General features: G+C 35.4%; 13 protein-coding genes, 1 tRNA gene and 1 pseudogene. 11 read left to right on the top strand and 4 right to left on the bottom strand.

Going from position 1 to position 13,866, the window contains the following annotated elements:
• Positions 1 to 91 precede the first annotated feature (91 nt).
• From ACFSQ0_RS02670 to ACFSQ0_RS02655, 4 genes are all read left to right on the top strand, one after another.
• Complete coding sequence (locus ACFSQ0_RS02670; protein ID WP_379043743.1) at positions 92 to 1,684, top strand: DUF4139 domain-containing protein; 1,593 nt, start codon at positions 92 to 94, stop codon at positions 1,682 to 1,684.
• A 95-nt stretch (positions 1,685 to 1,779) separates the two neighbouring features.
• A tRNA-Met gene (locus tag ACFSQ0_RS02665) sits at positions 1,780 to 1,852 on the top strand.
• Positions 1,853 to 2,037: 185 nt separating this feature from the next.
• Complete coding sequence (locus ACFSQ0_RS02660; RefSeq protein WP_379043740.1) at positions 2,038 to 3,453, top strand: MBL fold metallo-hydrolase; 1,416 nt, start codon at positions 2,038 to 2,040, stop codon at positions 3,451 to 3,453.
• An 8-nt stretch (positions 3,454 to 3,461) separates the two neighbouring features.
• Complete coding sequence (locus ACFSQ0_RS02655; protein WP_379043737.1) at positions 3,462 to 4,064, top strand: Tll0287-like domain-containing protein; 603 nt, start codon at positions 3,462 to 3,464, stop codon at positions 4,062 to 4,064.
• A 66-nt stretch (positions 4,065 to 4,130) separates the two neighbouring features.
• Here ACFSQ0_RS02655 and ACFSQ0_RS02650 read toward each other — a convergent pair whose 3' ends face one another.
• Both ACFSQ0_RS02650 and ACFSQ0_RS02645 read right to left on the bottom strand, forming a co-directional pair.
• Positions 4,131 to 4,715: a methyltransferase domain-containing protein gene (locus tag ACFSQ0_RS02650; protein ID WP_379043734.1), complete on the bottom strand. Its 585-nt coding sequence runs from the start codon at positions 4,713 to 4,715 to the stop codon at positions 4,131 to 4,133.
• Entirely contained in the window at positions 4,715 to 5,128 is a 414-nt protein-coding gene (locus ACFSQ0_RS02645) for a rhodanese-like domain-containing protein (protein ID WP_379043731.1), read from the bottom strand. The genes ACFSQ0_RS02650 and ACFSQ0_RS02645 overlap by 1 nt, the downstream gene beginning before the upstream one ends.
• Before the next feature lie 103 nt (positions 5,129 to 5,231).
• On the opposite strand from ACFSQ0_RS02645, the gene ACFSQ0_RS02640 reads away from it, so the two are divergent.
• Both ACFSQ0_RS02640 and ACFSQ0_RS02635 read left to right on the top strand, forming a co-directional pair.
• Positions 5,232 to 5,732 (top strand): GreA/GreB family elongation factor, encoded by a 501-nt coding sequence (locus tag ACFSQ0_RS02640; protein ID WP_379043728.1) that lies wholly within the window; start codon positions 5,232 to 5,234, stop codon positions 5,730 to 5,732.
• Positions 5,722 to 6,186 carry an RNA methyltransferase gene (locus ACFSQ0_RS02635; protein ID WP_379043725.1) on the top strand — a complete coding sequence of 155 codons (465 nt, stop codon included), beginning with the start codon at positions 5,722 to 5,724 and terminating at the stop codon, positions 6,184 to 6,186. Before ACFSQ0_RS02640 ends, ACFSQ0_RS02635 begins: the two co-directional genes overlap by 11 nt.
• 171 nt (positions 6,187 to 6,357) lie before the next feature.
• Here the strand turns inward: ACFSQ0_RS02635 and ACFSQ0_RS02630 are convergent, their stop codons facing one another.
• Positions 6,358 to 7,590 (bottom strand): carboxypeptidase-like regulatory domain-containing protein, encoded by a 1,233-nt coding sequence (locus ACFSQ0_RS02630; protein ID WP_379043722.1) that lies wholly within the window; start codon positions 7,588 to 7,590, stop codon positions 6,358 to 6,360.
• Between the two features lie 158 nt (positions 7,591 to 7,748).
• On the opposite strand from ACFSQ0_RS02630, the gene ACFSQ0_RS02625 reads away from it, so the two are divergent.
• Both ACFSQ0_RS02625 and ACFSQ0_RS02620 read left to right on the top strand, forming a co-directional pair.
• Positions 7,749 to 8,408: an HAD family hydrolase gene (locus tag ACFSQ0_RS02625; protein ID WP_379043719.1), complete on the top strand. Its 660-nt coding sequence runs from the start codon at positions 7,749 to 7,751 to the stop codon at positions 8,406 to 8,408.
• A 12-nt stretch (positions 8,409 to 8,420) separates the two neighbouring features.
• Positions 8,421 to 10,334 (top strand): M1 family metallopeptidase, encoded by a 1,914-nt coding sequence (locus ACFSQ0_RS02620; protein WP_379043716.1) that lies wholly within the window; start codon positions 8,421 to 8,423, stop codon positions 10,332 to 10,334.
• A gap of 45 nt (positions 10,335 to 10,379) precedes the next feature.
• Here the strand turns inward: ACFSQ0_RS02620 and ACFSQ0_RS02615 are convergent, their stop codons facing one another.
• Positions 10,380 to 10,613, bottom strand: a complete 234-nt coding sequence (locus tag ACFSQ0_RS02615; RefSeq protein ID WP_379043713.1) for a hypothetical protein — start codon at positions 10,611 to 10,613, stop codon at positions 10,380 to 10,382.
• 120 nt (positions 10,614 to 10,733) lie between these two features.
• Between ACFSQ0_RS02615 and era the strand changes: the two genes are divergently transcribed.
• The 3 genes and pseudogenes from era to ACFSQ0_RS02600 all read left to right on the top strand — a co-directional run.
• Positions 10,734 to 11,615 carry a GTPase Era gene (gene era / locus ACFSQ0_RS02610; RefSeq protein WP_379043710.1) on the top strand — a complete coding sequence of 294 codons (882 nt, stop codon included), beginning with the start codon at positions 10,734 to 10,736 and terminating at the stop codon, positions 11,613 to 11,615.
• A gap of 69 nt (positions 11,616 to 11,684) precedes the next feature.
• Positions 11,685 to 12,989, top strand: a complete 1,305-nt coding sequence (der, locus tag ACFSQ0_RS02605; RefSeq protein WP_379043706.1) for a ribosome biogenesis GTPase Der — start codon at positions 11,685 to 11,687, stop codon at positions 12,987 to 12,989.
• A gap of 260 nt (positions 12,990 to 13,249) precedes the next feature.
• Positions 13,250 to 13,866, top strand: a pseudogene (locus ACFSQ0_RS02600) (hypothetical protein); the annotation flags it as partial.

The raw sequence follows: 13,866 nt of genomic DNA, 5'->3' as shown, positions 1-13,866 counted from the left end.
AATTTAAGTTTTAGGACTTGTAGTTTTTTAAATTGATTGGATTGTGGCACAAGTTTTGTTTTTAGCGCATTATTAATCTAAAATTAACCTTATGCGAATTCTTTTTATTCTACTCCTAGTTAGTCAACTTGTATGGTCACAAAACACGCTTAAAACAAAGTTAAATAGATCTGATGTAACGGTTTATTTAAATCAGGCCCAAATTAGTGGTGATGCGTCATTCTTCCTACCTAAAGGGAGAGCTCAAGTACATTTTACTCAATTGTCATCTGGGGTAATAGGCAATAGTATACAAGTAAACGGGCTTACAGGCGTCACGATGCACGGTATGCGATTTAAGCAAAATTATTTAGAGAATAAGGAGGTTAGTTTAGAAATAAGAAAGTTGGAAGAGGAATTAACCCAACTCAAAAAGAAAAAAGCTGTTTTAGAATTTGAATTAGAAGGATCAAAAAATGCACTAAACCTATTATTAACCAATCAAAAGGTTAATAATGAAAAACAAAATTTAAGCGTTAGCGAACTAAAAGAATACGCTATATTAATGGCCAATCAAACCCAAGAATCAAAAACTCAACAATACGATTTAAGCATAGAAATCGAAATCCTTAGAGAAAAAATCTATCAATTAAATCGAAGCTTATCTGGCTTTAAAGCCGATTTAAAAAAGCCTACGGGTGAAATTATCTTAGATTTAGAAACAGATAAATCCCAAACCATAAACCTAGACTTGAGCTACGTTGTCAACAATGCAGGTTGGTACCCTAGTTACGAGATTAGAGCTGAAGAAAATGCTAAAGATTTACAATTTAAGTATAAGGCAATGGTATATCAATCTACTGGTCAAGATTGGGAGAATGTCAAACTGCGTCTATCTACAGGAAATCCTAGTTTAGATAATAACCAGCCAGAATTAAATCCGCAATATTTGACCTTCATACAACAATATCGATCTCAATTAGCAACCCGAAATAAAATGAATGCTGCACCCCAATTAGAAGAAATGGTGGTGAGCGATGCAGGAACCAGCAGAGTAGAAGGCTATAGCCAAGAGATTTCAAAAGAACAGCTTTTTAATCAAGTAATGTTTAATCTAAATCAAAAATATACTATTCTATCTGCTCAGGATGCTCAAACAGTTACCATTGACAATTTTGAGGTGCCAGCTACTTTTTCTCATTATGCTGTTCCTTTAGTTCAAGATAAAGTTTACTTGACCGCCGAAGTAAGAGATTGGGAGTCTTATGATTTATTACCAGGTGAAGCCCAAATTTACTATTCTGGGAGTTATGCAGGCAAAATAGGTATTGATCCTAGAACAACAGCAGAGGAGTTGTTAATATCTTTAGGTGTAGATCCGGCGGTACAAATAGAGCGTGTCACCACGGCCAACAACAGAGATAAATCTTTTTTTGGTAATATGGTTAAATGGGAAAAAGGCTACAAAATTAAAATACGCAACCAAAAACAAGATGCAATTCAATTAAAAGTTCTTGACAGAATACCGGTTTCTAGAAATTCTGAAATTAGTGTAGAAGGTGTTCATCACGATGCCCAGAATTTAGACAAGCAGACAGGAATTTTGACGTGGGAAATCGAGATAGATTCTAAGCAAGAACTTGAGAAATATTTTAATTATGAAATAAAATATCCGAAATCTAAAATATTGAACATCAATCATTAAGAGGCTTCTGGCTTATGTTGTTAGGAGTAAATTGAAAATTTAGAGGCAAATATTTTGCTTAAAGGTAAAAAGTTTATATATTTGCCTCACGAAATCGCGGGATAGAGCAGTAGGTAGCTCGTCGGGCTCATAACCCGAAGGTCACTGGTTCGAGTCCAGTTCCCGCTACTAAAAAAAAGGCTTCACAAATCGGTGAAGCCTTTTTTTATATTTTAAACTGCGCTTAACATTAATGGGGATCAAGACGGATCAAGACCATTTTTTGGGTTTTTGAGTTTGTAACATTAGTCACTTAAATATTACATGATATATTGTATTTTTATACGGTAAAATTGAAAGTAAAAACAAGAACTATGAAAGTAGAACAAATTTATACCGGTTGTATAGCCCACGCGGCGTATTATATAGAAAGTAATGGCGAAGCTGCCGTTTTTGACCCATTGCGAGAAGTGCAGCCATATATCAATAGAGCCAATAAAGATAACGCAAAAATAAAGTATGTTTTTGAGACTCATTTTCACGCAGATTTTGTGAGTGGCCATTTAGATTTGCAAAAAAAGACAGGCGCTCAAATTGTATTCGGTCCCAATGCAAACCCAAATTATGATGCATTAATTGCAGAAGATAATCAAGAATTTCAAATAGGAGATTACAAAATTAAAGTGTTGCACACTCCAGGTCATACCATGGAGAGTACTACGTATCTATTGATCGATGAAAATGATAAAGAGCACGGTATTATTACGGGCGATACTTTATTTATAGGTGATGTTGGTAGACCAGATTTAGCTCAAAAAGTAGCTGCAGAATTAACACAAGAAAAATTAGCAGGTCATTTATATGATTCTTTGCGCAAGAAGATTATGCCATTGGCAGATGATTTGATTGTTTACCCAAACCACGGTGCAGGATCTGCCTGTGGTAAAAATATGAGTAAAGAAACCACCGATACATTAGGGAATCAAAAAAAGACCAATTATGCACTGCAAGAAATGACTAAAGAAGAGTTTATAGAAGCGGTTTTAGATGGTCTTACACCACCGCCGGGGTATTTTCCGCAAAATGTAATGTTAAATATTAAAGGTTATGAAAGTTTAGACGATGTGCTTACACGCGCAGGCAAAGCTTTATCTCCCGAAGAATTTGAGGCTGCGGCTAATGAAACCGGTGCACTTTTATTAGACACCCGTCAAGCGGAAGATTTTAAAAACGGATTTATCCCAAATAGTATTAATATTGGCCTCAAAGGTAGTTTCGCCCCTTGGGTAGGTGCCATGATTCCCGATATTAAACAGCCTATTTTATTAATTGCAGAGCCGGGAACTGAAGAGGAAGCGCTTACTCGCCTATCACGTGTTGGATATGATTATACGGTTGGCTATCTTAAAGGAGGATTCGAAGCTTGGGAAAATTCAGATAAAGAAGTTGATTCCATTACCAGAATAAGTCCTAAAACATTGGAAAGTGATCTCGCTAAAAGTGAATTTAAGGTTATCGATGTACGTAAGGCTTCAGAATTTCAAGCCGAACACATTGAAGGAGCTTTAAATATTCCGCTGAGCGAAATTAACGAACATTTAGCGAGCTTTCCTAAAGATCAAGAATTTGCTTTGCATTGTGCGGGAGGTTATAGAAGTATGATTGCCGCATCTATATTAAAACAGCGCGGCTGGGATAACTTTAAAGAAGTAGCTGGTGGATTTAACAAAATAAAAACCGAAACTGAATTGCCAATTACGCAGTATGTTTGTCCTAGTACCTTAAAATAACTTTAAAAATGTTTCACAGAAAAACACTTTACTGGCTACTTTTTCTTACTGTATTTGTTCATTGTAAACCAAATACTGAAAACAAGGAGGTTGTTAAAGAGCAAAAAGAAGTTATCTCTCAAGAAGAGGCTTTAGCCATAGGGCAAGACATAGCCGTAGCCTCTCAACAGGTATTGGGTAAAAATTTAAAACAAGCCATTGAGAAAAAAGGTGTCTTAGGTGCGATAACTTTTTGTAACACAGCAGCTATAAGGTTAACAGATAGCATGGCAACAGCCTATAAGCATTCTATTAAAAGGCTAAGTGATAAACCGAGAAATCAGATGAATCAAGCTTCTCGTGCAGAGGAAAAACTTATAGCAGCTTATTCAAAAGATTTGGCAGAGGGAAAAAGTATAAGCCCCAGCGCATTTAAAAAAGAGAATGGGGGCTATCGCTTTTATCAGCCTATTGTTAGCAATAAACTATGTTTGAATTGTCACGGGGTTGTAGGGCAACAGGTAAACGAAAAAACTTTTGCTCAAATCAAGGCGCTTTATCCAAATGATAAGGCCACTGGCTATGCTGCCAACCAAATACGTGGCTTGTGGGCAATTGATATTGAAAACTAAGCTATTTAGTGCTATTAATAAAAAAAAGATCGGTTGTGATAGCCGATCTTTTTTATGAATTTTCTTTTACTTCGGTGACAACTTTATAAACAATTCACTGCCTAAGCGAGGTTTGATGGAATTATGGCATGGCTCCATAATTTCAAGGTTAAAGTGCTTAGAAAACAGGACTTTATATTCTTGTTGATTTCCTCCAAATGGAGGCTTGTCATTATTTAAAGTAGCGTCAAATAATAAGCCTACAAGGTGTCCGGAAGGCTTTAAAAGCTGACTGATTTTTTTTACATATTTTGGCCTCAAACTAGGATTTAAAGCGCAAAAAAATGTTTGTTCAATAATTAAATCAAAGCGGTCTTTCAATTCGAAAAAATCAGTATGTAATAAATGATGATCGGGGAAGTTAGGAACTCGTCTTTTCAAATTTAATAAGGGAGTCTCAGATAAATCAGCAACATAAGCATTTTTAAATCCTTGTGCGTGTAAGTATTCTGCCTCATAAGAATTACCGCCTCCTGGAATTAGTATTTTTAAATCTTTGTCTTTTAATTGATCAAAGTAAGCTTTTAATGGTGGCGAAACTTGACCAAGATCCCAACCGGTTTCTTGATTTTTATATTTAGCCGTCCAAAATCTAGCGTCTAAGTTTTCCATTAATTTGTCCAGTTTAAATAGCCCCCTTCTAAATCATAAATTTCTTTAAATCCCATCTCGACTAATTTCTTGGCAGCGGCTTGGCTACGCGCTCCCGAGCGGCAGAATAGGTAAACAGGCTTGTCTTTATCTAACGCTGCGAATTTTGAGTCAAAAGTTTTTGGCTGCTTATAATCTATAAGTTGGGCGTCTTTTATAGTGCCATCTTGATATTCGCCAGGTGTTCTTACATCAACCAATTGTACTCCCTTTTTTTCTATAGCTTTGGCAAATTTAGTCTTTGACAAAATGTAGATGTTACCATCAATTTGCTTTTCTGTTTTTTGGGTCTGATTAGTTTTAAGGGTGCTCTTTTGACCGCATCCTAAAAAGCCGAAACTTGTTAATGCAAGAGTGAATATTATTTTTTTCATAACAAAAAATTTATCAGTAAACCTAAACAAATATAAATAGCCTAGATGTAACTCAGGTTACACTTAACATTATTTGTATCTTTAAATTCACAAAATAAAGACGATGAGTAGAGGGTTTGTTAAAGAGGAAGATCAGGAAGAAGCTCCATTTATACCACCTAGAGCAGCTTTACCTAATGGTGTTGTGAATTATGTCACGCCTAAGGGTTTTGCATTGTTGCAAACAGAAAAAAATGAACTAGAAGAGCAAAGGAAAAATTTAGACAAGATCAATGAGACGGAATACCGTAGAAATGCCGCAGTAATAGATGGTAAAATGAAGCTTTTGAATGAGCGCTTACGCAGTGCGAAAATCATAGACCTCAAACAGCAGCCTAAAGATGAGGTTCGGTTTGGGGCGCAGGTAAAGTTTTTGCTTGATGATAAAACCCAATACTTGCAAATTGTAGGAGTAGATGAAGCAAATTTAAAAGAACAAAAAATTGCCTTTATAGCCCCCTTGGCTAGAGCATTAAATAGACTCAAAGTTGGGGAATCTTCTGAGTTCTCTCTTGGTAAAACTATTAAAAAGATTCAAATTATCGCTATCAATTATGCACAATAATAATTTAGATCAAGGTTATTTTGGTATTGGTATACAAAATGGAAAAACACCAGAAAATTTGGGTGTATTATGGCGATCTGCCCAGAACCTAGGAGCGAGTTTTATTTTTACCATTGGGAATAGGTATCATAAACAAGCTTGCGATACGCATAAAGCAGTGGGAGCAATGCCGTATTTTCACTATGATAGCTTTACAGACTTTTATAGGCATTTACCAAAAAGCGCATTACTAATTGGAGTAGAACAGGATAAAAACGCTAAAAAACTAGAAAACTTTAAGCATCCTAGACGTGCAGTATATTTGTTAGGCGCCGAAGATCACGGCTTAACTAAGGAAGCTATAAAAGCCTGTCATTTACTTGTCGAGTTTAATTCCGCTTTAAGCTTAAATGTTGCAGTTGCAGGAAGCATTGTTATGTATGATCGAAACACAAAAGGCACCCATATTTACTGATTTATTAATGAAGCTAACCTTGAGGATGCTTTTTTTTGCTCTTTTGGGTCTGATGATTAAAGTATACTTAATTTCGGTGCAAGGGTAATAACTCTGCCGCTAAAATGGTCTGATACAAATGGTGGGGTGTCAGACTCAATTGATAATACTATTTATCATTGCTTTGCAAATTTATAGTTGAGCCCTAATTTTTTCAATAGCATTTAAAATACTTTTATCTGGCTCAATGATGTTATTTTCTCCCCAAAAGGAAGCCTCTTCAAAACCCGTTTTATCGTCTATTAAAATAAAATTTTCTCGTATAAAATCTTTACGATCTAAGTTAAAGTCGCCTTGTTGGTATTTTGTAACCAAAAGTTCACTTTGGCTTGAATATTTGGTATTAAAAAGTTTACCTTTTTTATTTACCGTAAATTCAGCAATAACTTGGCTGTACCCGAATCGCCAAATATTTTGATCACGAAAATAATGCACTTCATAATTTATTTGTTCAGGGTACACTTTTACCTTACGAGGTCTTTTGCTCACAAAATACCGAGCGGCTTTTTTTCGGTCTTCTACATTTAAGGTATAGTGCAACTGCACTAAAACCTGCTCTTTCTCGTGAATAAAGAATGATCCTGAGAACCAAACCTCATCTTTTATTTTCTCTTTAAATCCTACTTCAATTACTGGCTCGCCAGATAGTTGGGTTCTACCTAAGAATTTAAGTTCTAACAAATCGAGCGCCTGCGTATCAAAAAATTTATCGTTGTAAGTAATAATATCGGTGTAAAGTGTAGCATAAGGGCCACCTTGCATTTTAAAAGCTAAGGTGTCTAATCGGTCGTAGTCTGTAATTTTTCGCGCTTTATAAATTGCTATTTTATCTTTCTTAAAAGATTTTTCACCAGGACGTACCAACCTGATTACGCTTTCTGCTAGACTAACAGGACGTTTTGATTTTTTGATAGTTTCCCGATAAAATGCAGTTTGAAACTGAGTGTTTTCTTGGGCAAATTTATGATGTGCGGCTATACTTTTTTTAACCAATTCTTGCAAATTTTGCACACTAAACATTTCAACTGCCGGTAACATATTGGTCTGGCTATTTAAAAATATTTTGACGGGTTCAGTTTTGGATATGTCGCTTAAACTAATTTTTTTTGACTTATATCCTAAAGCGTTTACGGTTAAGAAAGCCAGATCTTGTCTCGGTGTATACTTAAGTTTAAAATAACCCTCGGTGTTGGTTACCGTACTAATATTCAGTTGCTCAATTTCTACTTGAGCTTGAGCAACAGGATTTTGGTTTGATTGGTCGTATACATAACCAGCGATTTCTAAGTTATTTTGTGCTATAGAATCAAATCCGAAAAGGAAGGAAATGAAAAAAGTAAGGTAGATAAATTTATTTTTAAACATCTTATTTTATTTTAAAGATACGTTATTTAAAAAAAACAGCATTTATTTTTAACAGTTTTAAACACTTGTTAATTAGTGGTTTAGAGTATTTAAAAAAGAATGCATTTAGATATTTTTTTCTTTTTTAATAAGAGGGCTTATATTCACCAAAAAAAAATGTGGTAAAAGCGATATTATTTGATATGGACGGTGTAATTGTAGACACAGAACCTTTGCACCATAAGGCCTACTACGGGATGTTTGATGAGATAGGTATTAAGGTTCCTGAAACTTTATACCAAACTTTTACGGGACAATCTACCTTATATGTTTGTCAACAACTTTGCAAGCATTTTGACCTCTCATATAAACCTATTGATTTGGTTTTGAAAAAGAGAAGTATTTTTAAAACGCTATTTGCAACAGACCCTAGTTTACAATTAATTTCTGGAGTTGAGAAGTTGATAAAACATTATCATGAGGCTGGACTGCAATTGGTTTTAGCTTCATCGGCATCAATGGGTACCATTAATAGCGTTTTTGATAGGTTTGAACTCAATCCTTATTTTGTAGATAAATTGAGCGGGGCAGACTTAAAAGCTTCTAAACCGCACCCAGAGATTTTTCTTAAAGCATCACAAAGCGCAGGAGTTAAGCCAGAACATTGCGTGGTTATAGAAGATTCTACAAACGGAATTAAAGCGGCAAAGGCGGCAAACATTTTTTGTGTGGCGTTTAAAAGTCCGCATTCAAAAAACCAAAATTATTCTGAGGCAGACCACATAATTACAGATTTTAATCAAATCACCCTACCAAATTTAAATCAATTTTTCAACTAATAATTAACAACCATGAAATTTAATTTTTCTTACTTTTTGTTGCTTAATGTTGTACTGCTCTTCTTGTCTCAAGAACAGTTTGCTCAAAATAACCAGCAGCATTTTGATGAGTTTATGCAGACTCCTTCTACTCCTTACCGTACGGCTTCGGGTAAACCAGGACCAGCCTATTGGCAAAATCAAAATGATTATGAAATTGCCGTTTCACTCGATGAAAACACCCATCGTTTAATGGGAAAGGTTACTATCACTTATACCAATAACAGTCCCGAACAACTTGATTTTATTTGGCTGTTTTTAGAGCAAAATAGATTTACTACAAATTCAAGAGGTACTTTAACCACCCCAATTCAAGGAAACCGCTATAACGGAGATGTAGAAGGAGGTTACAATCTTAGTCAAGTTAAAGTAAATGGAGAGAAAGCAAAGTTTTTAATAACTGATACTAGAATGCAGGTGTTCTTGCCAGAGCCTTTAGCCGCGAATGGAGGATCTACAACCATAAGCATGAATTTTGCTTACAAAATTCCTGTTAAAGGAATGGACCGAATGGGAAGACTTAAAGTACAGCAAGGTACTATTTATGCTTTGGCGCAATGGTTTCCTAAAGTGGCCGTGTTTGACGATGTGAGCGGGTGGAATATAGAGCCTTATTTAGGGGCTGGAGAGTTTTATTTGGGTTACGGAAATTATGACTATAAAATTACAGTGCCTTATAATCACACTGTTGTTGCATCGGGTAGGTTAATGAACCCAAAAGAAGTTTTAAATAGAAAAGTATATAAAAGATTTCAAAAGGCTCAAGAAACCGAAGAAACTACGTATCTAATAGAACCAAGTGAGGTAGGTTCTCGAAGAGTACTTAATAAACGAAAGGGTACTCAAACCTGGCATTTTAAGATGGAGAATACTAGAGATATCGCTTTTGCTTCTTCATCGGCCTTTATCTGGGATGCTGCCAACATAAAATTGGCTTCTGGTAAGAATGTTATGGCGCAATCGGTTTATCCGGCAGAAAGTGATGGTCAAGATGCTTGGAGCCGAAGTACTGAGTATACTCAAGAATCAATTAAATTCTATGCAGACACTTATTTTGATTATCCCTATGCTACGGCTATTAATGTTGCTGCAGATGTAGGAGGTATGGAATATCCAGGAGTGAGCTTTTGTAGTTATAAAAGTAAAGGTGCGAGTCTTTGGGGCGTGACAGATCACGAATTTGGACACAATTGGTTCCCTATGATTGTAGGATCAAACGAGCGTTTACACGCTTGGATGGACGAAGGTTTCAACACTTTTATCAACCATTATAGCACTTTGAATTTTAATAATGGTGAGTATCCTGCAGATTTTACCAACGGTAGAGTTATAAACCCTTACCTTAAATTTCCTGGTAGAGAATCTATTAACACTTACCCAGATGCTACCAATTTACGTAATTTAGCCTATACAGCATATTATAAACCAGCTATCGGTTTAATCATGTTGCGTGAATATATTTTAGGAGAAGAGCGTTTTGATTATGCTTTTAAATCTTATATCAAAACTTGGGCATTTAAACATCCGCGTCCTCAAGATTTCTTTGCGCATATAGAAAATGCAAGTGGAGAGAGTCTTAACTGGTTCTGGAAAAATTGGTTTTATACCAATAATAATATCGATATAGCGGTGGTAGACGTAGCTCAAAAAGAGCACGGAGCACTAATTAGTCTTGAAAATAAGGGAGAAATTCCTATGCCAGTAGCTTTGAAGGTAAGTTATGCAGATGGTTCATACGATACCGTTCATTTACCTGTTGAAATTTGGCAACGCGGTAATGCTTGGGATTATTTTCACGAAACCTCAAAAAAGGTTACTTCGGTAGAATTTGATCCTAAAAAACAAGTGGCTGATATTGACGGCTCAAACGATTCTTGGGGTAAATAACTCATCAATTAATTACAAAAACCGGAATTTCAATTCCGGTTTTTTTTACCTAAATTTTTCACCTGGCGCCATAGGGGCATCCTCATATCCATCAGTAAATGTTTTTGTAGTAGAGTAATTGTCAATTAACACATGGTAAACCGCCATTACTAATGCAAGTTGCCCAAGCACGGTTAAATAAAATACCCAAGTAAAAGCAATATCCATAGCGGCAAAAATAGTTACCGTTAGTAATATAAATGTTGTTATCGCTAAAAGCGGAAGACCTAAATTTTTCATTTTTTATTTTAAATTACTCAAAATTAGTGAGTTGCACCCTTTAAAAAATGATAATATTTTCTAAAAACTGAAAAACTTACACTTATTTTTAATATTATACCTTTGTAAAAAAAATAAATTATGGCGCATAAAGCAGGATTTGTAAATATTATTGGCAATCCCAATGTGGGAAAATCAACTCTCATGAACGCATTTGTGGGAGAGCGCCTATCAATCATCACCAGTAAAGCACAAACTACTAGACATCGCATTTTAGGTATAGTAAATGGTGAAGATTTTCAAGTAATTTTAAGCGATACACCAGGTATAATTAAACCTGCTTATCAACTTCAAAGCTCAATGATGGATTTTGTTAAATCTGCCTTTGAAGATGCAGATATTTTAATCTATCTGGTTGAGTTGGGAGAGAAAGCATTAAAAGATGAACAGTTTTTTAAAAAAATTGTTCACGCTAAAATACCTGTCCTTTTATTATTGAATAAAGTAGATCAGGGCACGCAACAACAAGTTGAAGAGCAAACAAAATTATGGAAAGAACAAGTACCTAATGCAGAGATTTTTGCTATTTCAGCCTTAGAAAATTTTGGTGTTCAAGAAGTGTTTAAACGCATTGTTGATTTATTGCCAGAATCACCAGCCTTTTACCCTAAAGACGCATTAACCGATAAACCTGAACGTTTTTTTGTAAACGAAATAGTTAGAGAAAAAATACTATTGCATTATAAAAAAGAAATTCCTTATAGCGTTGAAATTGAAACTGAAGAGTTTTTTGAAGATGAAGAGATCATACGTATGCGATGTGTGATAATGGTTGAGCGTAGCACACAAAAAGGAATAATAATTGGGCACAAAGGATCAGCTATTAAGCGAGTAGGTATGGAAGCTAGAAAAGATTTAGAGCGCTTTTTTGGCAAGCAAGTGCACATAGAATTGTATGTAAAGGTCAACAAAAATTGGCGAAGTGATGATCGTCAGTTAAAACGCTTTGGATACAATAAATAAACTAATACTAAAAAATTATAGGTAGCCTAAGCTTTTACACCTATTTTTGCAGCATCAAAAATACAAGAAATGAGTAATATAGTAGCCATTGTAGGAAGGCCTAATGTAGGTAAATCTACTTTTTTTAATCGTTTGATTCAACGCCGCGAAGCCATTGTTGATTCGGTAAGCGGGGTGACGCGAGATAGACATTACGGAAAATCTGATTGGAATGGTAAAGAGTTTACGGTTATAGATACAGGAGGCTACGTTATAGGGAGTGAGGATGTTTTTGAAGCTGAAATCGATAAACAAGTTGAGCTTGCTATTGATGAAGCAGATGTGATAATTTTTGTAGTTGATGTAGAAACTGGGGTTACTCCAATGGATGAAGATGTAGCCAAATTATTACGCAAAGTAAATAAACCTGTTTTTCTTGCTGTTAACAAAGTAGATAGCGGAAAAAGAGAGGATCAAGCGATGGAGTTTTATACGCTCGGATTGGGTGAGTATTATACCATTGCGGGAATCAATGGTAGCGGTACAGGTGATCTACTTGATGCTGTTGTTGAGGCTTTTCCAGAAAAAGAAGAACAAGAGGATGAAAATCTACCACGTTTTGCCGTTGTAGGTCGTCCTAATGCCGGGAAATCATCTTTTATAAATGCTTTGATTGGAGAAGAGCGTTATATAGTTACCGATATAGCAGGTACTACGAGAGATTCTATAGATACAAAATACAATCGTTTTGGTTTCGAATTTAATTTGGTAGATACTGCTGGTATCCGACGCAAGTCTAAAGTTAAAGAAGATATTGAGTTTTACTCGGTTATGCGAAGTGTTCGGGCTATAGAGCATTCAGATGTATGCTTATTAATTGTAGATGCCAGTCGAGGCTTTGATGCACAAGTACAAAATATTTTTTGGTTAGCTCAACGTAACCGTAAGGGGATTGTAATTTTAGTAAATAAATGGGATTTGGTTGAGAAAGAAACCAATACCATGAAAGATTTTGAAGCTAAAATCAGAAAGGAAATTGAACCCTTTACCGATGTGCCTATCGTTTTCATTTCTGTTTTGAACAAACAACGTATTTTTAAAGCAATAGAGACTGCAGTTGAGGTATACCATAACCGAAGCAAGAAAATAAAAACGCGCACCTTAAATGATGTGTTGTTACCAATAATTCAAAACAATCCGCCGCCAGCTTATAAAGGGAAATATGTTAAAATAAAATTTATAACACAATTGCCCACGCCGCAACCTCAATTTGCCTTTTTCTGTAATTTACCACAATACGTTCGTGACCCTTACAAACGATTTTTGGAGAACAAATTGAGACAAGAATTTGATTTTAGCGGTGTGCCTATTTCGGTTTATCTGAGAAAAAAATAAATTTAATAAATACTGTTAAAAACAGGTTTAAATGACAGCTTAATTGCCTTTGAGTCTGCTTTTTTTGTGCTTTAAAAGAAATTTTCTTATTAATTTATAAATTCGTCAAATATTTTAATTGACTTAAAATCAGTTTATTGTGATTGTAACAAATAATTATTAACAAATTTTTTAACTTTTATCCCTTTTTAATTGCATTTTATCTTTAATTTTATCCTGTAGAATAAAGCTTTAATTACGTGGCTGTTAAATCTCTACCTATGGATAAAAAACTACTCTTCCTTTCATTTTTTATGTTTTTTCAGTTGAGCTTTGCTCAGGTAGGTATCGGAACAGATTTGCCCAACCCTTCTTCTCAACTCGATATCGAATCTCAAGACCGAGGTCTGCTTATTCCTCGTGTTCAATTGCAAAGTATTGTCGACGCTAACACTATTTCAGCTGGAAATGTGGAAAGCCTTATGGTGTTTAATACTAGTCAAGGAAATGATGTTACGCCTGGTTATTATTACTGGTATAAAGGGCAATGGCGACGTTTTTTGGTCGAAGGGGAGTACAGTGCTCAAACTATCACTTATCTTGCAGATAATCAAGATGGAACTTTTACATACACGAATGAAAATAATATTAAAATTACTTTCGATGCCAATACCACTACTTATGTGAACAACAACGATGGTACTTACACATTTACCAATGCCAACGGCGCAACAATGACCATTGATGTGATAGCCGATGTAGTGTCCAACATTCAGAACCAAGGCGACGTTTACACGGAAATTATCAATCTACTCCAAAACAACACCGACACCTTGCAAGATAATGGCGACGGTACTTTTACCCACACGGCGGTAGACGGCACCCAGCTCCTTTTCGA

Source organism: Mesonia sediminis, assembly GCF_042684705.1.
Classification (GTDB): Bacteria; Bacteroidota; Bacteroidia; order Flavobacteriales; family Flavobacteriaceae; genus Mesonia; species Mesonia sediminis.
The sequence above is the reverse complement of the archived record's forward strand: the minus strand, read 5'-3'. Positions and strand labels throughout refer to the sequence as shown.